The 20,158-nt window shown below is 56.3% G+C and carries 20 protein-coding genes; 17 read left to right on the top strand and 3 right to left on the bottom strand.

What is annotated here, in order from left to right; all coding sequences use genetic code 11:
* Positions 1–31: 31 nt before the first annotated feature.
* The 3 genes from QT230_RS09595 to QT230_RS09585 all read left to right on the top strand — a co-directional run bounded on the left by QT230_RS09595 (position 32) and on the right by QT230_RS09585 (position 3,659).
* Complete coding sequence (locus QT230_RS09595; RefSeq protein ID WP_374694453.1) at positions 32–1,492, top strand: NAD-dependent succinate-semialdehyde dehydrogenase; 1,461 nt, start codon at positions 32–34, stop codon at positions 1,490–1,492.
* A gap of 161 nt (positions 1,493–1,653) precedes the next feature.
* The gene (locus QT230_RS09590; protein ID WP_308321447.1) at positions 1,654–2,640 is read left to right on the top strand and encodes an ornithine cyclodeaminase family protein; all 987 of its coding nucleotides are present in this window, start codon (positions 1,654–1,656) and stop codon (positions 2,638–2,640) included.
* 23 nt (positions 2,641–2,663) lie between these two features.
* Positions 2,664–3,659 carry a threonine/serine dehydratase gene (locus QT230_RS09585; RefSeq protein ID WP_308321446.1) on the top strand — a complete coding sequence of 332 codons (996 nt, stop codon included), beginning with the start codon at positions 2,664–2,666 and terminating at the stop codon, positions 3,657–3,659.
* A 72-nt stretch (positions 3,660–3,731) separates the two neighbouring features.
* Here the strand turns inward: QT230_RS09585 and QT230_RS09580 are convergent, their stop codons facing one another.
* Positions 3,732–4,658: a glyoxylate/hydroxypyruvate reductase A gene (locus tag QT230_RS09580; RefSeq protein ID WP_308321445.1), complete on the bottom strand. Its 927-nt coding sequence runs from the start codon at positions 4,656–4,658 to the stop codon at positions 3,732–3,734.
* A 338-nt stretch (positions 4,659–4,996) separates the two neighbouring features.
* Between QT230_RS09580 and gabT the strand changes: the two genes are divergently transcribed.
* The 3 genes from gabT to QT230_RS09565 all read left to right on the top strand — a co-directional run bounded on the left by gabT (position 4,997) and on the right by QT230_RS09565 (position 7,529).
* Positions 4,997–6,289, top strand: coding sequence for a 4-aminobutyrate--2-oxoglutarate transaminase (gene gabT, locus QT230_RS09575; protein ID WP_308321443.1), 1,293 nt, complete (start codon positions 4,997–4,999; stop codon positions 6,287–6,289).
* Between the two features lie 31 nt (positions 6,290–6,320).
* Positions 6,321–6,965: a hypothetical protein gene (locus QT230_RS09570; protein ID WP_308321442.1), complete on the top strand. Its 645-nt coding sequence runs from the start codon at positions 6,321–6,323 to the stop codon at positions 6,963–6,965.
* Positions 6,966–7,031: 66 nt separating this feature from the next.
* A complete protein-coding gene (locus QT230_RS09565; RefSeq protein ID WP_308321441.1) occupies positions 7,032–7,529 on the top strand; it encodes an Lrp/AsnC family transcriptional regulator in 498 nt (165 codons plus the stop codon).
* Between the two features lie 7 nt (positions 7,530–7,536).
* On the opposite strand, the gene QT230_RS09560 is transcribed toward QT230_RS09565, so the two are convergent.
* Positions 7,537–8,430, bottom strand: coding sequence for a LysR substrate-binding domain-containing protein (locus tag QT230_RS09560; protein ID WP_308321440.1), 894 nt, complete (start codon positions 8,428–8,430; stop codon positions 7,537–7,539).
* A 185-nt stretch (positions 8,431–8,615) separates the two neighbouring features.
* On the opposite strand from QT230_RS09560, the gene QT230_RS09555 reads away from it, so the two are divergent.
* Positions 8,616–8,951, top strand: coding sequence for a hypothetical protein (locus tag QT230_RS09555; RefSeq protein ID WP_308321439.1), 336 nt, complete (start codon positions 8,616–8,618; stop codon positions 8,949–8,951).
* Between the two features lie 83 nt (positions 8,952–9,034).
* On the opposite strand, the gene QT230_RS09550 is transcribed toward QT230_RS09555, so the two are convergent.
* Positions 9,035–11,170: a PhoX family phosphatase gene (locus tag QT230_RS09550; protein ID WP_308321438.1), complete on the bottom strand. Its 2,136-nt coding sequence runs from the start codon at positions 11,168–11,170 to the stop codon at positions 9,035–9,037.
* Between the two features lie 227 nt (positions 11,171–11,397).
* Between QT230_RS09550 and hemP the strand changes: the two genes are divergently transcribed.
* The 10 genes from hemP (at position 11,398) to QT230_RS09500 (ending at position 20,029) form a co-directional block, all read left to right on the top strand.
* Positions 11,398–11,568 (top strand): hemin uptake protein HemP, encoded by a 171-nt coding sequence (gene hemP / locus QT230_RS09545; RefSeq protein ID WP_308321437.1) that lies wholly within the window; start codon positions 11,398–11,400, stop codon positions 11,566–11,568.
* A 119-nt stretch (positions 11,569–11,687) separates the two neighbouring features.
* Positions 11,688–13,664: a TonB-dependent receptor domain-containing protein gene (locus QT230_RS09540; RefSeq protein ID WP_308321436.1), complete on the top strand. Its 1,977-nt coding sequence runs from the start codon at positions 11,688–11,690 to the stop codon at positions 13,662–13,664.
* A gap of 31 nt (positions 13,665–13,695) precedes the next feature.
* The gene (locus QT230_RS09535; RefSeq protein ID WP_308321435.1) at positions 13,696–14,748 is read left to right on the top strand and encodes a ChuX/HutX family heme-like substrate-binding protein; all 1,053 of its coding nucleotides are present in this window, start codon (positions 13,696–13,698) and stop codon (positions 14,746–14,748) included.
* Positions 14,745–15,623: an ABC transporter substrate-binding protein gene (locus QT230_RS09530; protein ID WP_308321434.1), complete on the top strand. Its 879-nt coding sequence runs from the start codon at positions 14,745–14,747 to the stop codon at positions 15,621–15,623. The genes QT230_RS09535 and QT230_RS09530 overlap by 4 nt, the downstream gene beginning before the upstream one ends.
* The gene (locus QT230_RS09525; protein ID WP_308321433.1) at positions 15,620–16,660 is read left to right on the top strand and encodes an iron ABC transporter permease; all 1,041 of its coding nucleotides are present in this window, start codon (positions 15,620–15,622) and stop codon (positions 16,658–16,660) included. The genes QT230_RS09530 and QT230_RS09525 overlap by 4 nt, the downstream gene beginning before the upstream one ends.
* Positions 16,654–17,415, top strand: coding sequence for an ATP-binding cassette domain-containing protein (locus QT230_RS09520; RefSeq protein WP_308321432.1), 762 nt, complete (start codon positions 16,654–16,656; stop codon positions 17,413–17,415). The genes QT230_RS09525 and QT230_RS09520 overlap by 7 nt, the downstream gene beginning before the upstream one ends.
* Positions 17,416–17,425: 10 nt before the next feature.
* Positions 17,426–17,995 carry an RNA polymerase sigma factor gene (locus tag QT230_RS09515; RefSeq protein WP_308321431.1) on the top strand — a complete coding sequence of 190 codons (570 nt, stop codon included), beginning with the start codon at positions 17,426–17,428 and terminating at the stop codon, positions 17,993–17,995.
* Positions 17,996–17,999: 4 nt separating this feature from the next.
* Complete coding sequence (locus QT230_RS09510; RefSeq protein ID WP_308321430.1) at positions 18,000–19,007, top strand: FecR family protein; 1,008 nt, start codon at positions 18,000–18,002, stop codon at positions 19,005–19,007.
* A gap of 91 nt (positions 19,008–19,098) precedes the next feature.
* Positions 19,099–19,713 carry a biliverdin-producing heme oxygenase gene (locus QT230_RS09505; RefSeq protein WP_308321429.1) on the top strand — a complete coding sequence of 205 codons (615 nt, stop codon included), beginning with the start codon at positions 19,099–19,101 and terminating at the stop codon, positions 19,711–19,713.
* Between the two features lie 52 nt (positions 19,714–19,765).
* Positions 19,766–20,029, top strand: a complete 264-nt coding sequence (locus QT230_RS09500; protein ID WP_308321428.1) for a hypothetical protein — start codon at positions 19,766–19,768, stop codon at positions 20,027–20,029.
* Positions 20,030–20,158: the final 129 nt, after the last annotated feature.

The following is a 20,158-nucleotide window of genomic DNA, read 5'->3' as shown; positions in this document are numbered from 1 at the left end:
ACCTAGCCCTATTAATGACAAGGAGAAAAGCATGCCGACGCTGCCCCTTAATGACAGTGACCTGCTACGCGAGCAGGCCTTTATCAACGCACAATGGTGCGACGCCGATGATGCGGCCACGCTGACCGTCACCAACCCCGCCACCGGCGAAGCGCTGGCTAGCGTACCCAGCATGGGTGCCAGCGAAACCCGCCGGGCAATCGAGGCCGCCGAAGCGGCGTGGCCCGCCTGGCGTACCCGCACAGCGGCAGATCGAGCAGCACTGCTGGAGCGCTGGTATGCACTGATACTGGAAAACAGCGAGGATCTGGCGGTATTGATGACGCTGGAACAGGGCAAGCCGCTAAGCGAAGCGCGGGGAGAGACCCAGTACGGCGCGAGTTTTATCAAGTGGTTTGCGGAAGAGGCACGCCGCGCCTACGGCGAGACCATCCCCTCGCCCAGCGCGGATCGTCGCATTGTGATCCTTAAACAGCCGGTGGGCGTGTGCGGTGCGATTACGCCATGGAACTTCCCCATTGCCATGATTACCCGCAAGTGCGCACCCGCGTTAGCGGCCGGATGCCCGATTGTCATCAAACCGTCGGAGCTGACGCCGCTGTCAGCACTGGCCTTGGCAGTACTCGCGGAGCGGGCTGGTTTCCCCCCCGGCGTGGTGAATATCGTCACCGGATTGCCCGAAGGCATTGGCGGTGAACTAACCTCCAACCCCACCGTGCGCAAACTCTCCTTCACCGGCTCAACCCGGGTGGGCAGCCTGCTGATGCGCCAGAGTGCCGACGATATCAAGCGCCTCAGCCTGGAGTTGGGCGGCAATGCCCCGCTGATCGTGTTTGACGATGCCGACCTGGAACTGGCGGTGGCTGGTGCCATGGCGAGCAAGTTCCGCAACGCCGGTCAGACCTGCGTTTGCGCTAACCGTATTCTGGTTCAATCCGGTATTCATGACCGTTTTGTGGCCCGTTTGGCGACGGAAATCGAGGCGTTGCGCTGTGGCGACGGCATGCAGGAAGGCACCACTATTGGCCCACTGATCAATGACCAGGCGGTGAGCAAAGTCGCCCGCCATCTCGATGACGCCCTATCCCATGGGGCTGAAAAGGTGCTCGGCGAGGTACCCAGTGGTAAGGATCGCTTTGTGGCGCCGGTACTGCTCACCAAGGTAACCGAAGCCATGCTGGTCACCCAGGAGGAAACCTTTGGCCCCGTCGCCCCCATCATGCAATTTGAGCACGAAGAAGAGGCTATTCGTATTGCCAACGCAACGCCCTTTGGACTAGCCGCTTACTTCTTTACCGAAAGCGTGCGCCGGGCCTGGCGGGTGGGCGAAGCGCTGGAGTTCGGCATGGTCGGCCTCAACACCGGCTCTATCTCAATGGAAGTAGCGCCGTTTGGTGGCATGAAACAGTCTGGCCTGGGCCGTGAAGGCGCCCGCCAAGGCCTGGATGAGTATCTGGAAGAGAAAGCCTTTCATATGGGCGGGCTTAACTAGCCTGGGAAAGTACCTGGAAAAGTAAGTGAGGCGCCCGCGCCATGGCGGTCGCCTCTTTCTATAAGAACATATAAACACCCCTAAATCACTTATGGGGAGGTCTCATGCAATCGTTATTAACATCGGATTTTATATCTGATTAAAAAACAAGAGACACTTAAATGAAGACACTTTTACTTAACAAGGAAGAAGTCAGCAAGTTAATAGGTATGCAGGAAATCATCGATGCTGTCAGGGAGGCATACAAAGCATTCAGCCGTGGCGAGGTGGTACAACCTGACTATATAGGGATAGATCTCCCTGATCCTCGCGGAGAGATTGATTTTAAAGCGGGGTACTATAAAGCCAATGAAATAATCTCGATGAAAACCTCTTCAGGCGGATTTGTTGATAACCCCGCACACGGTCTGCCTAGCGGCATGGGTAACATACTGCTGTTCGATGCGATGAGCTGCGCCTTGATTTGCGCTATGGATGGCAGTTTGCTCACCGGCCTTAGAACGGGAGCCGCCGGGGCTGTTTCGGTACAAGTGCTGGCCAGAAAGAACGCCAAAAAAATCACGACGATTGGCACCGGCAACCAAGCCCGGATGCAAATTCGAGCCATCAATGAAGTGATGAGGATTGAGGAGATCCACGCCTGGAGCAGAACCCCGGCGACGCTTTCCCGCTATAAGGAAGATATCGAAAGAGAGTTCGGTATTCCTGTGGTACTAGCAAATTCAAACAAAGAGGCCGTTGAGCAGGCTGACATACTCATTACGACAACCCGTGGTCAAGGCCCACTCGTGGATGCAGACTGGATTAAGCCCGGCACACATATCGTGGCCATCGGTACAGACCAACAAGGTAAACAAGAACTGGATCCAGAGATATTCAGAAACGCAAAAATCGTCAATGACTCCATCGAGCAGTGCGTTACAAAAGGAGAAACTTGGCATCCTTTGAATAAAAACATCATCACTAGAAACGATATCCATGGTGAAATTGGCGAAATACTTCTGAACAAAAAACCGGGAAGAGAAAACGATACTGAAATTACCATTTTCGACTCTACCGGCATGGCCATACAAGACAACACCACTGCATTCAAAATCTACAGCAATGCAATAGAGAACAGCATTGGGACTTCTTTTGAATTCTTTTAATGCTGTTTATGGAGATAAGCACTATGTGCGACCGTCCTACCATTCAGGATATTCGAGAAGCCCAAGAACGATTAAAACCTTACATTAAGCACACACCGCTATTACGCGGTGAAAAAATGGATGAAGCACTCGGCTGTCAAATATACCTTAAGCCAGAGAACCTACAAATTACCGGCGCCTTTAAAATCCGCGGGGCTTTAAACAAGTCGCTCTCCCTCCCGAAAGGAGAGATAGCTAATGGCATAATTGCCACTTCTTCGGGCAATCATGCACAGGGACTTGCCTACGCCGCCAGATTGCTGGGTGTAAAAGCGCTATTAGTGCTTCCGGCAACCGCACCAAAAATTAAAATCGCCAATACAAAAGCGCTTGGGGCAGAAGTCATACTGTTCGATGGTGATACGGCAGCTAGATGGAAAAGAGTGTATGAAATTGCGGAAGAAAATAAGTATGCAGTTGTTCACGCTTTTGAAGATCCGATGGTAATGGCGGGCCAGGGCACCATTGGATGTGAAATATTAGAAGACTTGGAAGATGTTGACACGGTCATCATTCCCATGGGCGGTGGAGGCCTTATTTCAGGGATCGCCACCGCTATAAAAGCAATAAAACCATCGGTGCGTGTGATCGGTGTGGAACCTGCCTTAACACCTAAATATTTTCAAAGCAGGATACATAAAGAGCGTATATCGCTGCCTTTACAAAACACCATTGCGGATGGATTAAGAATAAGCGTACCTGGCCAAAACCCATACCCGATTATTGAACAACATGTCGACGAAATCATTCTCGTAGAAGACAGCTATATTATTGCAGGCATGCAAACCCTTGCTAACGATGCAAAGCTGATAGTGGAGCCTGCCGCTTCAATTGGCATTGGCGCTTTGTTGGCCGGTCATATTAACACCAGACCAGATGAAAAAGTCTGTGCTGTATTGACGGGCGGAAACTGGGACTTAGGTGAACTAGCAGAGATATACAAACCTACTCACTCGCCGATCCCCAGGGCGAGCGAGTAGGTAGGAACGCTATTGTTAAATGTTAGAGCTTGCACGAACAGACGGCGAGCGCAGGCAATTTTTGTACAACGCCTAGTAGCCACGCTGCAGATCGACCCTGCCGATCATTGCCTCTCCGCGCTGGTAACGACGCAGGTTATCCAGCAGAACCGGGAAAGCGCTATCGGGCTGCGTCATGGCGGCCACATGGGGGGTCAGCAAAATCCGCTCGTCCCGCCAGAAGGGGTGATCATCGGCGGGCGGCTCTTCACTCAACACATCCAGCACCGCGGCACTTAGTTGCCCCTCGTCGAGGGCTTGCGTCAGATCGTGGTCAACCAGGTGCTCGCCACGGCCAATGTTGATCAAAGCCGCGCCTTCGGGCATACGTGCAAAAAGATCTCTATTAAGGATGCCGCGGGTGGCGTCGGTCAGCGGCAATACGCAGATCACAATATCGCTTTCAGCAAGGAAACCATCCAGCGCTTCCTGGCCACTGTGGCAGTGAACATTCGCCACCTGTTTTGGCGAACGCGACCAACCGCGCACGTCAAAACCGTAACCTGCCAGATGGGTCGCGATGGCGTAGCCCAACTGGCCTAAACCGAGTACACCGATGCGCCGTTTTGCTGTAGGCACCAGCATATGCGCCTGCCATTTTCCCTCGCGCTGCTGGCGCACATAGTCGCCCATGCGGCGGTGCAACCATAGCGTTGCAAAGGTGGCGTACTCAATCATGCCGCTCTCAATAGAGGGGTCAAGCATCCGCACGACCGGCAGCTCTGAAGGCAGTGCGTCAAAATCAAACTGATCGACACCCGCAGACGTGGCAAACAGCACCTCAAGGGAGGGCAGGCACGCCATGATGTTTTCCGGGGGCATCCACGCCAGCAAATAGCGAATCTCGTTAGGGTCGCCGATATCGGGCCATTGGCGGAACTCGATATCCGGCGCGTGTTGGGCAAAAAGTTCTTTCCAACGGGCGCCGCGCACCGGGTCGGATTTATACAGCAGTGCCATCGCAGCGTCTCCTTAGCTAAAACTTCATCCTACGGTGGTTTCACAGGCAGCGGATACCGTTTTGGCGGTGATGAAGCGAAGCCATGGGCCTAAATCCGCCCTCAAGACGCAGATTACACTGCGCTCCCCCATGACAGTGGATGATGCTGCACAGGCTAGAAAATACGAAGGATTACGCGGTTACCGATGCCATGCCAAGCGTAACTAGCTTGCTAACGACGGTAAGCTCAAGAACGCATGGGGTGTTGGCGCTCGCGTTCCACGTTCTGCCAGCGGCGCCAACACACCACAACATGAAAATCGTGACTATAACGTGACTATGTTCAAGGAGCCCGCAGATGAAGACCGACGCCCACCCTTCCCACGCCATGCTAAGCCAGCGCGATCAGTGCATTCCCCGCGGTGTGGTGAACGCCCACCCTATCGTGATTTCCCATGCCCGCGGCAGCGAAGTCTATGACGTCGACGGCAAGCGCTATTTGGATTTCGTGGGGGGTATCGGCGTGCTCAATGTCGGCCACAATCACCCACGGGTGGTGGCAGCGGTTCAGGCCCAGGTGGAACGTATTTCCCATATGAGTTTCCAGGTGGCGGCCTATCCAGGCTATATAGAGCTCGCTAGCCAGTTGGCCAAGCTGGTTGGCGGCGAAAATGCCTACCAAAGCGTGCTGTTTACCTCCGGTGCTGAAGCGGTAGAAAACGCCATTAAAATTGCCCGCTCCCATACAGGGCGCCCCAACGTGATTGCCTTTCGCGGCGGCTTTCATGGACGCACACTGTTGGGCACCACGCTCACTGGCATGAGCCAGCCCTACCGACAAAATTTTGGCCCTTTTGCCCCCGCTATCCACCACGTCAGCTACCCGGATGCGCTGCGGGGCGTCAGTAGCGAGGACGTACTTGCCGAGCTGGATACGCTGTTCGCCACTGAAGTCGTCCCCGATCAGGTCGCCGCTATTCTGATCGAGCCGGTACAGGGGGATGGTGGCTTCCTGCCTGCACCGATCGAGTTTATGCAGGCCCTGCGCGCCTTGACTGAACGCCACGGCATTGTGCTCATCGCCGATGAAATCCAGACCGGCTTCGGGCGCACGGGCAAGATGTTTGGCTTTGAACACAGCAATATCCAGCCAGACCTGGTCACTGTCGCTAAAAGCCTGGGCGGTGGCTTACCGATTTCAGGCGTGGTTGGGCGTACCGAGATGATGCAAGCTCCCGCGCCGGGTGGGCTTGGCGGCACCTATGGCGGCAGTGCGCTGAGCTGTGCGGCGGCACTGGCGGTGCTGGATATTTTTGAAGATGAGCAACTGCTTGAACGTGGCATCGCCATGGGCAAACGGCTGGAAACAGGACTACGTCGACTGCAAACCAAGCACCCTTTGATTGCCGAAGTACGCGGGCAAGGCCCGATGCTTGCCATCGAACTTCTCAACGGCCCACGGGTAACACCGGAAGACGCCGCCCTGGTGCAACAGGTCATCGATCACTGCCGTGCAGCGGGCTTGCTGGTGATCAAGTGCGGCGTTCACCGCAATGTCATTCGCTTCCTGGCGCCATTGAATACGAGCGACGCACAAATCGACGAAGCAGTGGCGATGTTAGACAACGCATTATCGAACACCACTGACTAATTCATCGCCAACGCCAGGAGAGCAGGACGTCATGCAATTGACCGACTATACGACGCTATGCATGGATGCCCATGGCGTGCTGATCGATCGCGATAGAGACATTGTGCGTGGCCTATCGCCACTGTTAGCGTTGATGCCTGCCCCGCCACCGCAGGAGCAGGTATTAGCAGACTATGTACAGGCGCTGCATGAACTCACGGATGAGCAGATGGGCGCCGTTTCGGCTCACTGTACTGTCTATCGCGCCCTGGCCAACCGCTGGGGGCTGGAGGTGGATTGGCAAGAAGGAATTGAATTTGCCAGCTCACTTGGCTTTGGCTCACTTTATGAAGATGCCCCTGGGGCTATTCACTATCTGCGCAAGTTCTATCGGCTCAAAGTGGTGACGTCCCTCAATGAGCAGGAGTTCTTTGCCTTTAATCAGCGCATAGGCCTTTTAGCTAATGAGCGTCTCACCACTGGCAGCTTTGTGGCCGCGCGTGCCAAGCTTCGGGAGATGGAGGCGGATAGCCAGGTTCTGCTCTTAACTGCTGGCCCCGCCTCGGTAAATAGTCGTGGGGGGCACTGCCGTATCACGCGCAGTGCCAAAGCTGACCGGCCACAAACACAGACGTGTATCTCGCTTAGCGACTTTATTTATCAACACCAGCTTGCTCTACGCGGCGAATTGCTTTAGACAAAGGTATTAGTTCAAATCAACGGGGCATAACTTATTGCCCCCCTAATAAATAAAGGGCTTTGTATGGTGGCTAGCGTTCGTCTTGACCGTATCGACATCAATATTCTGGTACAGCTTCAAGCAGATGGAAGGATGACTAACGTTCATTTGGCCGATGCAGTCGGGCTATCGCCCAGCCCTTGTCTACAGCGAGTCAAGCGACTAGAAGCCGCCGGTTACATCACTTCGTTTCAGGCCCGCCTCAATCTAGCCAAAATAATGGAGAGCGTGACCGTCTTTACAGAGGTCACCCTGTCGGATCACCACCGGGAAGATTTTCTACGCTTTGAGCAAAAAATTCGTCAGGTTGATGAAGTCATGGAGTGCCACCTTATCAGCGGTGGCTATGACTATTTGCTGCGCTTTATCACCCGCAGTATTGCCCATTACCAGCGTGTGATGGAGGCACTTATTGAGGATGAAATCGGCATTGAAAAGTACTTCAGCTATATCGTTATCAAGACGCCCATCAATAAAGAGCAGCTTCCGCTGCGCACGTTAATGGAAGGCCAGGGTCAGTGAACAATATTTAACCCTCCCGAAACGCCTCGACCACTCGTTCGGCCAATACCTCACTGGCGTCGCCACTCCCTGCGCGCTTCACCAGTGCCACTTGGTAATCGCCTAGCGGGGGAAGCGATTCGTTGTGAAGGCGTTTGAGGGGCGGGCGAACCAAGCTTTTGGGGAAGGCCGTCACGGCCAAATCGGCCAGCATAGCGGCCTCCTGCCCAGCACAGTGGTCGCAGGAGTAAGCAATTCGGTATGCAATCCCCGCTTGATCAAGGGCATTGAGGGTAATTCGACGCCACGCACACCCCTGTTGTGCCAGGGTTACCGGTAGTGGCGTGCGCTGCACGGCAACTCCATCCTCACGCCCCGCCCATACCAGCGGTTCGCTGTGGACGATCTCCCCCCGCGCCGCCTGACCAGGCCCTCCGGCCATCACCAGGGCGAGATCAAGCTCGCCCTCATCCAGCCTGGCGAGCAGGTCTTTGCTGCGTCCCACCTCGACATCGACCTGCACCGCCGGGTGCGAACGGGCAAACTGGGCGAGTACCGTCGGCAGAATACGCCCCACCACGTCGTCTGTTATGCCCAGTCCCACGCGCCCTTCTATAGTAGGCGCTAAAAACTGGGTCACGGCTTCCGCATTGAGTTTAAGCAGTCGTCGGCCATAGCCCAGCAGCACCTCCCCCTCGGCAGTCAGGCGGACGTGCCGCGCCTCGCGCACAAACAGCGTCTGGCCGAGGATCTCTTCCAGGCGTTTGATTTGCATGCTCAGCGCAGAAGGGGTGCGAAACAGCTGCTGGGCGGCGCGGGTAAAACTGCCGCTCTCGGCAATCGTCACAAAAGTACGCAGCACCTCGCTATCCAGTAGCGGCAAGGCGGCCCGGCTGGGTGGTAGGGTTGAGAGTTGGTTCATCGCACTAACCTTTCAGAAAATCTTAACACACAGTGTAGATCTTTTCGTTTGATTGATTCAAGGCGAAGCGCCAAGCTGATAACCAGAGGTCGCGACCCTCCTACTTATTCACCACAGTTCACACCTGCCCAGTCGGTGCATAGGCACCGCTTACTGTGCAGCGGGGGTGACGATGGAGGTGCGCGATGAAATGCGAAGATCCTACCCAACATGCCCACAACGCCTGGGAAAAGGCCAGCCAACTGGCGCCGCCGCCCAAGCCACCACAATTGCATTTTTACATGCCCGCCATGCCGTCAATGCGGCTGATCCGAGCACTGGATATGGGCTGGTGGCGTTACCGGCGGCGCAGGCTTTACCGCCGCCATATAGTGCCGCTACTGGACTACGACGATCATGTACTGCGCGATATTGGCCATTGCCGCGACGATATCCTCTGGGCTAGCCAACTGCCCTTGAAGGTCGATGCCATTCAGGCGTTAGAAGCCCGGCAGAAAAAACGACAGGCTCAGCAAGCCTAAAACCAAAAAAGCTTCGAACCTGAGAGAGGTTCGAAGCTTTTAATAGCGCGCTTGTTATCACTCCAGCGCTTAGTACCTGATTTTTAAACCCCTATAGGCCCACCATCACGCTTTTGAATCACCACGGTCGAGGCCCGGGGCCGTACCTGACCGCTAGCAGCGGCAGTGGCATCTTGCACTAGCGCATTACCATCGGCTGGCCAGTTATCTGGATGCTGAATATTGATAAACAGCGCGGTTTTATCCGGCGTGGTAAAAATGCCTGTCACTTCGCAGCCGTTGGGCCCTACCGCAAAGCGCTTAAGCTGTTGCTGGTTACTGCTGTTAATCACCGGGCCGGTTCCCTGGATGTCGTCTAACCCATTGGGTACCACGGCAAGCAGTTGGTCGTTGGTGTACTCCGTAATGCCTTCATAGCCGTTATCGGTCTGAATCCACAGAATGCCCTGACCATCATCGCGCTCATCAAACCAGAGCCCATCAGGGCTGGCAAACTGGTTCATTTCGGTTAGACCCGAAAGGTTATCCGCATCGTCGGTCGCCGCACCAAATACAAACACTTCCCAGCGAAACGCATTCGGCAGGCGACTTTCACGCCAGCGGATAATGTGACCCGCGCCGTTATTTGCGCGAGGGTTGGCGGCGTCAGTCGGGGCAGTAACATAGCCAACCCCCAACTGAGCAATCTCGTCACCTTCATTGGTAAAGGTAGGCACTGCGGCCTCCTCACTACGCTGGGAATTGTTAGTCAGCGTTAGATACACATCTCCGGTGGCCGTATCCACGGCGGCCCATTCAGGGCGATCCATCGGTGTTGCCCCCATCAGGTCCGCCGCATCGCAGGTATTGATAATCACACCGGCTAAATCATTCTCTGCCAAGCCCAGCGCCGCTGCCAAGGTACGGCCATCCTGGGCCTCAGCATCAGGCGTCAGCGGCAACCACTCACCGCTGCCATCGGCGTGAAAGCGGGCCACATAGAGGGTGCCGTTATCCATATATTTATTGCCGATGGCGAGACGGTCGTACGCCTCGCCTGGGCGGTTGGCATCAGCGGGATCCCAGGCCGCGTCGGAGACGTATTTATACACGTACTCGTTGCGGGCATCGTGGCCGGAATAGAACACCACCGGCTGGCCAGCTTCCAGTTTGCCTAACCAGCAGCCTTCATGGCGGAAACGGCCCAGAGCCGTGCGCTTAACTGCCCGGGCACCGCTATAAGGGTCGATTTCGACCTGGTAGCCGAAGGTTCGCGCTTCATTACGGTAGTCATCCTCGGCGCGCTCACCGCGTGGCGTGATATCAAAACGGGCAAACTCGTCGTTCTTTTCAGAAGCATCACCCGCCGACGTTTCCCAGGCGTAGCGGCCGCGCTCGGTGGGAATGCCAATCCGGGCGTCGTCCTGGAAGCGCTCGCCGGTGTGAACAAAGACGTTGGGCCAGTTCTCTTCACAGGCAATATAGGTGCCCCAGGGCGTGATGCCGTGTCCGCAGTTATTGTTGGTGCCCCGGGTTTGAGTACCCGCCGGTGAAAAGCGCGTTTTGACGTAATCACTGCCTGCCACGGGGCCAGCCAGATCCATTTCCGTTGCGCTGGTAAAGCGGCGGTTATAGCGCGATCCCGGCACATGCGACCACTGCCCGTTGGCGTCTTTTTCGACCTCGACAATGGTCACACCGTGAGCATTGATCTCGGTGCGCGACTCCTCCGCCGGGCGCTTACCCTCATCCGCGTTGGTGGGACCACCCTGCGGTGCCCAGAGCGCATCCTGATCAATATATTCATGGTTTAGCGCCAGCAAAAAACGCCGTGAAGCATTTTCGGCATCCAGCGGAAAGGCGTCCATACCATCATGGTGCATGCCCACGCTGGTGGCTTGATGCTCGGTCGTCATAGGCTGGTCAGACTGCCAACTTCCGCCAGCGCTTAGCGGCGTACCCCACGGCACCAAGACTTGGGCCACGTAACCGTCCGGCACCACGACGGCGTCGGTGAGTGACCCATGAACCGCTTCAAACGCCAGTGTCAGAGGTGTTTTTTGTGCCCCGTTTGAAGCAAGCGCTTGAGCAGCACCGCCAAAACCAAGCATTGAGGCAGCGGCCATGCTCAAACCACCGCGCATCACATCGCGACGGGATACATGGCGCGCCAATACATCGGCGAAAGGTTGGTTGCCGCTGTGGTTAAACAGGCGATGATCTTCGATCTCTTTACTCATTTTAGTCTCCCCCTGATCGTTTGTAAGCCAACGATTGAACGTTAGGAGACACTAAACAAGCTAAATGACAGCACGATGACGGCCTGCCTGCATTTAGATGAAGAACTCGGGTCTAGACGTTAATTCCCTCCCCTCCCCCCAACTCCTGTTGAGAGGCTATTGAGAGACAGTCTCAACTCTGCTAAATTAACGTTAATAGTTATCATTAACACAGGAGTTATCCTCTCATGCAGTTCGCTGATAAGCGCACTCGCCAGGAAGACACGTCGGCTTCAGCGCCCCGCGAAGTGGATAGCAATGAATTACTGGGCAGCTCAGGCCAGCTGGTGATTCACCATGAACAGCGCCGCTACGTGTTGCGCCGCACTAAAAGCGGCAAGTTAATCCTCAACGCCTAACGCCTTAGCAACTAATTTCTCTGATTAGTTTAAAAATATACCAAGTAAAGCCAGCCAGGTAGCCCATCGCACCCAGCCAGCGACCTTTTCCACTTACCCCTGTTGGAACTCTCTGGCTTATGAACCACACACGCGCTTTTAGTGGCCTCTTGTTAACCTGTCTTCCGCTGTTAGCCGCTCAAGCAGATGAGGCAGAACTTGACCCAGTCACGGTCACCGGCACCCGAGCGCCTACCGACCTTTCCCGGGCACCGCTAATTATCGATATCATCGACCGCGATGACGCCGTGCTGGCCACCGCCAGCCGGGTAGAAGACGTTCTTAGCCGCCAACCTGGCCTGCACGTCGCAGGGCAAGGCCGCCGCAATGGCCAAACCTTAAGTATGCGCGGTTTTGGCAGCAATGGGGTGCTGGTGCGCCTGGATGGGGTTCGTCAGGATATCTCCACTGGCCACATCGGCAACTTCTTCCTCGACCCAGGCTTGATTCAAGAGGTACAGATCGCTCGGGGTGCGCTCTCCAGTCTTTACGGCAGCAATGCCATGGGCGGGGTGGTCAGCTTCACCAGCGTGGATGCCGATGACCTATTGGCCCCCGGCGAAGATAGCGGCATGCGCCTTTCCGTCGGCGGGGCAACGGCCAGCGACGAGCTACGCGGCAGCCTGACCGCCTTTGGTCGCCGGGATACCGCCAACGGCCAGGTGGACGGTCTGTTCTCCATCGGCCGTAGTGAATCCGGTGATATTCGTCGTGCCGGAGGCAATGAAGCCGAAGAGGATGCCACGCTCAATAGCCTGCTGCTCAAAGGCGGCTGGGAGCCCAGCGACGAACAGCGGCTGTTTATAAGCTGGCAGCATTACGATGAAGACGCCACCCAGCCCGCCAACCCACAGCAGCTTTCAACCGATGCCAGCAACCCGCTGCGCGACCGCGATGTGGAGAGCAACAACGTCCAGCTAGGTCACCGCTGGCAACCCAGTGCTGCCACCGAGGTTACTTCCCGGCTTACCTTTAGTCAGCAGGATATTGACGAACCCCAGGCCAACCGCACCTTAGAGCGGGTCGGGCTACAGAGCGACGGTTACCACCGTATGGATCACGGCTGGCTCTCGCAAACGCTGGTATTCGGCGCCGAGCTGGAGCAGGCACGCCAACGGCCAGATGGCGAAGCCAATGGCTTCCCTAAAGCCGATATCGACACCCAGGCAGCCTATCTCGACACCACCCTCACCGCTGGACGCTATCTAGCCGATGGCGGCGCCGGGCAGTTTGACGTGGGTCTTGGCGCTCGCTATGACCGCTATGATGCCAGTGGTCAAAACGATGCCGATAGCATTCACGATCAGGTATCGCCGCGTTTTCGCCTCGCCTGGCGGCCCGACGATGCCTTGATGCTGTTCTCGGGCTACGCCGAAGCGTTTCGTGCCCCCAGCCTTTCCGAGCTTTACGCCAACGAGCGCCACTTTGCTGGGTTCTGCGCAGGGCCGTTCTTCTGCACGCCGGACAACTACTGGATTCCTAACCCTAACTTATCGCCTGAAACCAGCCGAACGTGGGAAAGCGGTGTGGTATGGCACCAAGGCGACTGGCAGGTTCGCGCCAGCTACTTCGATACCCGCGCTGACGACTTTATTGATACCCAGGTCGACATTATGGCGGGCACTACCCAAGCGGTGAACGTACAACGCGCCCAGTTGTGGGGCTATGACGCTCGGGTGACCTGGCAGCCAAGCGCCTTCCCGCTGCTAACCAGTTTTGTGGGCCTTTCGGAAGTCTCCGGCAAAGACCGCGACTCTGGCGAACCGCTGGGCAGCCAAACACCGTTGGAAGCGACCCTGGGTAGCGAGGTAGCGCTATATAACAGCAATATCCGCCTGGGCTGGCAAGCGCGCTTTGCTCAATCGTTCGATAAACAGGGCGACGATGAACGCCTGCCCGGCTACGGCCTGCACGATGTTCATCTCGGCTGGCAAATCACCCCGGCCGTGGATACCTCGCTGCGCCTTGCCAATCTTGGCGACAAGGTGTGGTACCGCCCCGACGGTAGCCTGGGCGACGGGCGCAGCCTGTTCGCCACCCTCAACTGGCAGTGGTAACTCACTGCGATATCAAGTCCAGAGGTGACGTATGATTGAGTCTCAACAGATTGCTATTCTAGAAGCCTTTGACGCAGCACGAGCAGCGCAGCCTCGCCTGCCAACGATTGATATTGCCGAGCGCTTATCAATCAGTGAAGGCAAACTTCAGGCCGCGCGCTTGGGCCGCGACGTCTGGACGCTCCCTCTCGCCGCGAAAGAGCTTGCGATACGTTTCCCCCAGCTAGGCCGGGTCAAAGCACTCACTCGTTCGCGCTTAGCAGTGCTTGAACAAACGGGCGACTACCCCGAACTAAACGGCGGGCCACAAACTGGTTTGCTGCTCGATCCCGGTGGCCTAGATTTACGACTACTGTATTCCCACTGGCACTGGGCCTGTCTGATTCGTGACCCCATGCCAACTGAGAACGGACAACCGCAGTGGCGCTGGAGCCTGCAAATCTTCAATCAGCATGGCTGCGCTATTCACAAATGTTTCGCTTTGGAAAATCCGTTACCCCGCCCCTGGGGAGAATTAGCCGCACTGGGCACCCTGGACACGCCAGCGTTTACCCAATGTATGCCACGCCTCAAACGCCCTCTTCCGGAAACCCCCACGCTGGCCAGTGAATGGGGAGCAATGCGTGACGTGCACCAGTTCTTCACCTTACTTCAACGCCATCAACTAGAACGCCTTGAAGCCAATCAGCTAATGGAAGGGCACTATACTCGCGCACTACCTATGGATGCTCTGGAAAATCTGTTAAATAAAGCAACTCAGCGCGCCCTACCACTGATGCTGTTTGTGGCAAGCCCCGGCTGTGTACAAATTCGCACTGGAACGCTACCCGCGCCCCTGCGCGCCCGCGGCTGGCTGAACCTGTTTGGCGAGCAGTTCACGCTGCATCTTAATGACACCGCGATTGACCAAGTGTGGCAGGTTAGCAAGCCCAACCGCGACGGTGGTGTCACCAGCGTGGAAGCCTTTGATGCAGAGGGCTCTTTAGTGTTGCAAATTTATGCTGAGCGTCAGGAAGGTCGCGTAGAGCGCCCAGAGTGGCGGCAGTTGCTGAATGAACTCGGCAGCCAAGAGGCAGTGGCATGAACACAACACGCCTGATACGCCGCTCGCTGGCAGCACTGCTGATCGGATGGCTAACCACTGGTGCCGCATTGGCCAGCGAGCGCTGGGTAGTGCTGGGTGGCGATATTGCCGAAACCCTGGCCGCTCTGGATGCCGATATCAACGTTATCGCCCGAGACGACACCGTAGTGTATCCACCCGACATGACGGAACTGCCCTCGGTGGGTTACCTGCGCCAGCTCTCCGCTGAAAGCGTGCTTTCTATTAAACCCGACCAGATCCTAGCCGCCGGACACGCAGGCCCCAAGGAAGTGCTTGAGCAGCTAGCGGCGGTGGGTATTGGCATAGAGATCATCAACGCCCCGCCCACCCTGGAGGCTATTGGCGATAAAGTCCGTGCCGTTGGCCAGCTGACTGATCGCCGCGAGGAAGGTGAGGCATTAGCGGACGCATTGAACGCTAAGTTAGCACGGCTGGCCAACCTGCCTAACCTGCCGACCACACGCGCCATGTTTATTATGCAGCATAGTGGCTTAACCCCCCGGGCGGCGGGCAGCGACACGGCAGCGCATACCGCGCTTAAAGCGGTGGGGCTGGAAAATGCCTTTGCCGAGATGCAGGGCTATCACAGCGTGGGTGCCGAAGCCCTGGCCCGGCAAGCGCCCGACGTTGTGGTTGTCTCCGAACGGGGCTTAGCAGCAATGGGCGGCGAAGCCGCGCTGTGGCAACTGCCGGGTATGGCATTAACCCCCGCAGGACGTCATCGACAATTGATTACCATTGATGATCAAGCGCTGCTCGGCTTTGGCCCGCGCACGCCTGATCAACTGCTCACTTTGCGCCAGGACGTGGAAGCGCTACTGGGCGCATCCACCACCGCCCAAGTAAGCCCATGATTGCCATCCTTAGTGCCTATCGTTACCGCCTGCGGCTACCGATTAGCCGAACGACTCGCGTTTTAACGGGGTTAACGGCAGCGCTGCTGCTGGCCTTGGCTTGGGCGGCCGCCTCGGGTGCGCTGGGTATTTCCCCCTGGGGGCTTATCAGCGGCCAAGCCGACCCGCTCAGTGTTCAGGTTTGGTGGCAACTGCGCCTGCCGCGCTTACTGCTGGGCGTCGCGGTGGGAGCGATGCTCGCCGGTAGCGGTGCCGCCATGCAGGGACTATTTCGTAACCCGCTGGCCGACCCGACCCTGCTCGGCCTTGCCAGCGGCGCGGGGCTGTTTGTAGCGCTTTGGATTGTGCTGTTTCAAGACAGCGGCGCTGGCAGCCTTTACGGTCAGTTTGCGGCGGGTTTTCTGGGCGCTTTATGCGTCTGTTTGATTGTGTTTGGCCTCGCCAAGCGCCAGGGTGGCGGCAGTGCTGCGGTGATGACGCTACTGCTGGCTGGACTGGCCATCAATACCCTGGCTGGGGCAGGCGGCGGGGTTTTAGCCTTTATCGCCAGCGATGAGCAGCTGCGCCAGCTTAGTTTATGGGGCATGGGCACGCTGACGAATGCCCTGTGGCGTACCACGGCGCTCGCCCTGGTACTGATTGCCGTTGCCCTATGGCTGTTAATGCGCAGCGCCCGCGAACTCGACCTACTGCAGCTAGGCGAAGCGACCGCCCATGCAGCGGGGCTGGATGCGAGCCGCTTAAAACGCCGGGTGGTGGTCGCGACCTCGCTAGGCGTAGGCCTGTGTGTGGCACTCACCGGGGTAATTGGCTTTCTAGGCCTGCTGGTGCCCCACTGTCTGCGCCTCTGGCTGGGCCCCGGGCACCGGCTGCTGCTGCCCGCTTCGATGTTAGGCGGCGCGCTGCTGTTAGTCGTGGCCGATACCCTGGCGCGCACGCTGGGTGCTCCTGCAGAAATCCCCGTGGGGTTACTCACTAGCCTACTAGGCGGCCCCTACTTCCTTTACCTACTCATGCGCCGGAGCCATTCATGCTAACCCTGCATCAGGCGGGGCTGCTCAACACACCCGCATTGGCACCTTTCGACGGCACCATTCGCCCTGGCGAGCTGCTCTCCATTGTAGGCCCCAATGGGGCGGGAAAGAGCACTCTACTCAGCATGTTGTCGGGTTTTCGCCCCAGTGAACAGGGCGAGCTACACCTGGATGGTAAACCGCTGCGCGAATGGCCCATTACTGAACTTGCCAGCCGACGTGCACTGGTTGCCCAGCAGGAACCGCTAGGGTTTGACTGGCAGGTGACAGAGTTAGTGTGCCTTGGTAGTAACCCTGAACAATCACTGGTCGCTGAACTGCTGCATGATCTAGACCTGACACATTTAGCCAAACGCAGCGTGCTTTCACTTTCTGGCGGCGAACGTCAGCGGGTAATGATTGCGCGAGGAGCCTGCCAGCTACTCTCAAGGTGCACTCCTGCTGCCAAGGATGGCGGACTGTTACTACTTGATGAACCCACTAGCGCTCTGGATATTGGCCAGCAACAACGCTTAATGCGCCAACTGCGCGCCTGGGCAGAACGGCACCATATGGCGATTGTCTGCGTGCTTCACGACCTCAACCTAGCCAGCACCTACGCCGACCGAGTGTGGCTGTTAAATCAAGGTCAGCGCATTGCTCACGGCCCACCCTCCCAGGTGCTTGATCCCGCAACCATCGCGGAGGTTTATGACGTAGAACTGCAGCCTATCAATAGCCGTAACGCTGCAGCTCCTTTGCTCGCCTTGATTCCTTAATTCATGAATCATGACTAAACCCTCTTCTACCCTGCTCCGCATGTTCCAAAATGAGCGACACCGTTTAGTTAAACGTATAAAGCAAGTCGTTGGCAGCACCAGCGTAGCCGAAGATTTAGCCCAGGACACCTTTGTAAAATTATGGCAACGGCCGCCAAACGCAACCGATACCCCCGGCTTATTGCATCGTACCGCGCATAACCTGGCGCTCGACTATTTGCGCGCCCAAGAGGTGCGCAGACGCCATCAAACGGAGGAGCTACACACCGCTACTGAGGAGCCACCTCAGGCGCCCAGCCCAGAGCAGTTAGCCACAACCTTACAGCAATGGCAGCACCTGATAGAGCAACTAGATACCCTTTCTGAACGCGCCAAGCACGTCTTTCTTCTCAACCGTGTTGAAGGTGAGACCTACACCGCCATCGCCGAGCGACTTGGCATTTCAATTAGCACCGTCGAAAAGGACATGATGCGTGCCATGCGCTTATGTCGCGAATGGCAGCGCCAAACACAAAGTGAGGAAGATCGGCACCCCAAACGTTCTATCTATAACAATACGTCGCATTCCCAGGAAGGGTAACACCGTGACTATACCGCACAGATCTAACACACAGCCTCTGCATACACCGTTGCTGGACGACAACATCGTGGATGAAGCCATTGGCTGGTACCTACGGCTCAAGGACAGCAGCGCTACACCACACGACCGCCAAGCGTTTGAAACCTGGTTAAGCCGTGATCCCCGCCATCAACTCGCTTACCAGAAAGCCAAACAACTGTGGCAAGAAATTGATGCCCCTGCACGCCTTTTCGCCCTTCAAAGAGCACCACAAACCACACCCAAGCGTCTGCCTAAACAACCCCGCTGGGGCTGGGCGTTGGCTGTCACATGTCTACTGGGAATGTTGCTGAGTTTTGAACTATGGCGTGAACCTGCCCACTTGGACCATTTGATGGCTGACACCACAACAGCACCAGGACAAACACAGCACCTTCAACTGGCAGATGGCTCATCGCTGCTACTTGATGGCAACAGTGCCCTGGATATTGATCTCAACGAAACTCAACGGGGTTTAACATTACGTCGCGGCCGCCTGTGGGTTGATGCTGCAAAGGACCCTCAACGTCCGCTGATTGTCACCGCCGGAGAGGCATCAGTGCGCGTCATAGGCACCCACTTTTCGGTAATGCGTAGCGGCGATCGCGTCACTGTCACCGTGGCAGAGGGGCAAGTGGTGGTCAGCGACAGCCTGGACCACCAAGCCATGCTAGTGGGCGGCCAGCAAATTGCCTTGCAAGACGGTGCGCTCGGACCGGTTTCACCCATGGAAATCCCCCTGGCACGCGCCTGGAAGGAGGGAAGGATCATTTTTGACGACGCTGAAATAGGTGAGGTCGTGGCACAGCTTGAACGCATGCTACCGGGGCGTGTACTTCTAGATACGCAAGCATTTTCCGAGCTTCGACTATCTGGCAGTTTTCATGCCAACCAACCCGCTGCATTACTTGAAACATTAACCGATGTGGTTGGCATCACGGTGCATCACCTGCCGGGCAATCTGCTTTGGCTGCGTCCCACTCATACCCGTTGATATCGGCATACCCAAGGATCCGCTAATGCAGTCGTTACCCGAATAAACCACTTACCGTGCCGTATTTATTCACCCACAGAGCGAGTTCATCATGGAAGCACTTCTCACCCCGTCCAAAGGGGCAAATACTCTCCCGTTAAGCAAACGGTTAAAACTTGAGACACACTCAGCCCATGAGCGTGTTGATAAAGCCATTATGGCGCTATCCCCATTTTCCAGCCTAAAAGGTTACCAGCGTTTTCTTGTCGTTCAGTACCAGTTTCAACGCCGCACCGCACCTCTCTATCATCAACAGGATCTAGGTGCTTGGTTGGAAGGGCTGCCCGAGCGTTGCCGCTACAACGCGGTGATTAGCGATTGCCAAGACCTAGCCCTTAACCTAGACGATTTAAAGGATCTCTCCCCACCAGAACCGGATATCGATTCCCAGGCAGCGGCGCTTGGTTGGCTCTATGTGAGTGAAGGCTCGAACCTGGGGGCCGCCTTTTTGCTCAAGTACGCCAGCCAGCTAGGTCTCTCTGCTAACTTTGGCGCTCGGCATCTTGCTCCCAGCGATTCAGGGCGAGGCCTGCATTGGCGGCGTTTTACAGCCCAACTGGATGCCATCTCATTGTCAGACGAACAAACAAATCAGGCACTAAACGGTGCGAGAGAAGCCTTTCAGTTCGTCAAATCGCTGGCCTCCGTAGCGCTAAATAACCAATAGAAAAATAGCGCTGAAAGAAGCCTTCACGAAAACGACACCACAGGGAATTTCAATGACTCAAACCATACAAGGGCAGCCATTCAACTTACTTACTCGCAGCCTTCCCATCGCCTCCCTACTGCTCAACTGGTGGGCAGCCAGCCTGTTCATAGTCACATTAATCAGCGGATGTCTGGGCACTCTTTATGGGCTCTTCCAGGAAACCCTAGATGTATGGCTTTCACTGCTCCTCGCGGTAGGAACGGGTGCCCTACTGCATAGTGTGGTAATCGTACTCGCATTAGCCATTTGCGTAATAGCCGAACCAACCACCTAACGTAAGCCATATAAACCACAGGGTTTTAGAAATATTTGCCTAAAAAGCTGTTTTTTCATGATGGAAACCGCCCCTACAAACGTTAATGATTATACAAACGATTATTATTAGCGTAACAAGGGAGCGTTA

It is taken from the genome of Halomonas sp. SpR8, from assembly GCF_031010195.1.
Classification (GTDB): domain Bacteria; phylum Pseudomonadota; class Gammaproteobacteria; order Pseudomonadales; family Halomonadaceae; genus Vreelandella.
The sequence above is the reverse complement of the archived record's forward strand: the minus strand, read 5'-3'. Positions and strand labels throughout refer to the sequence as shown.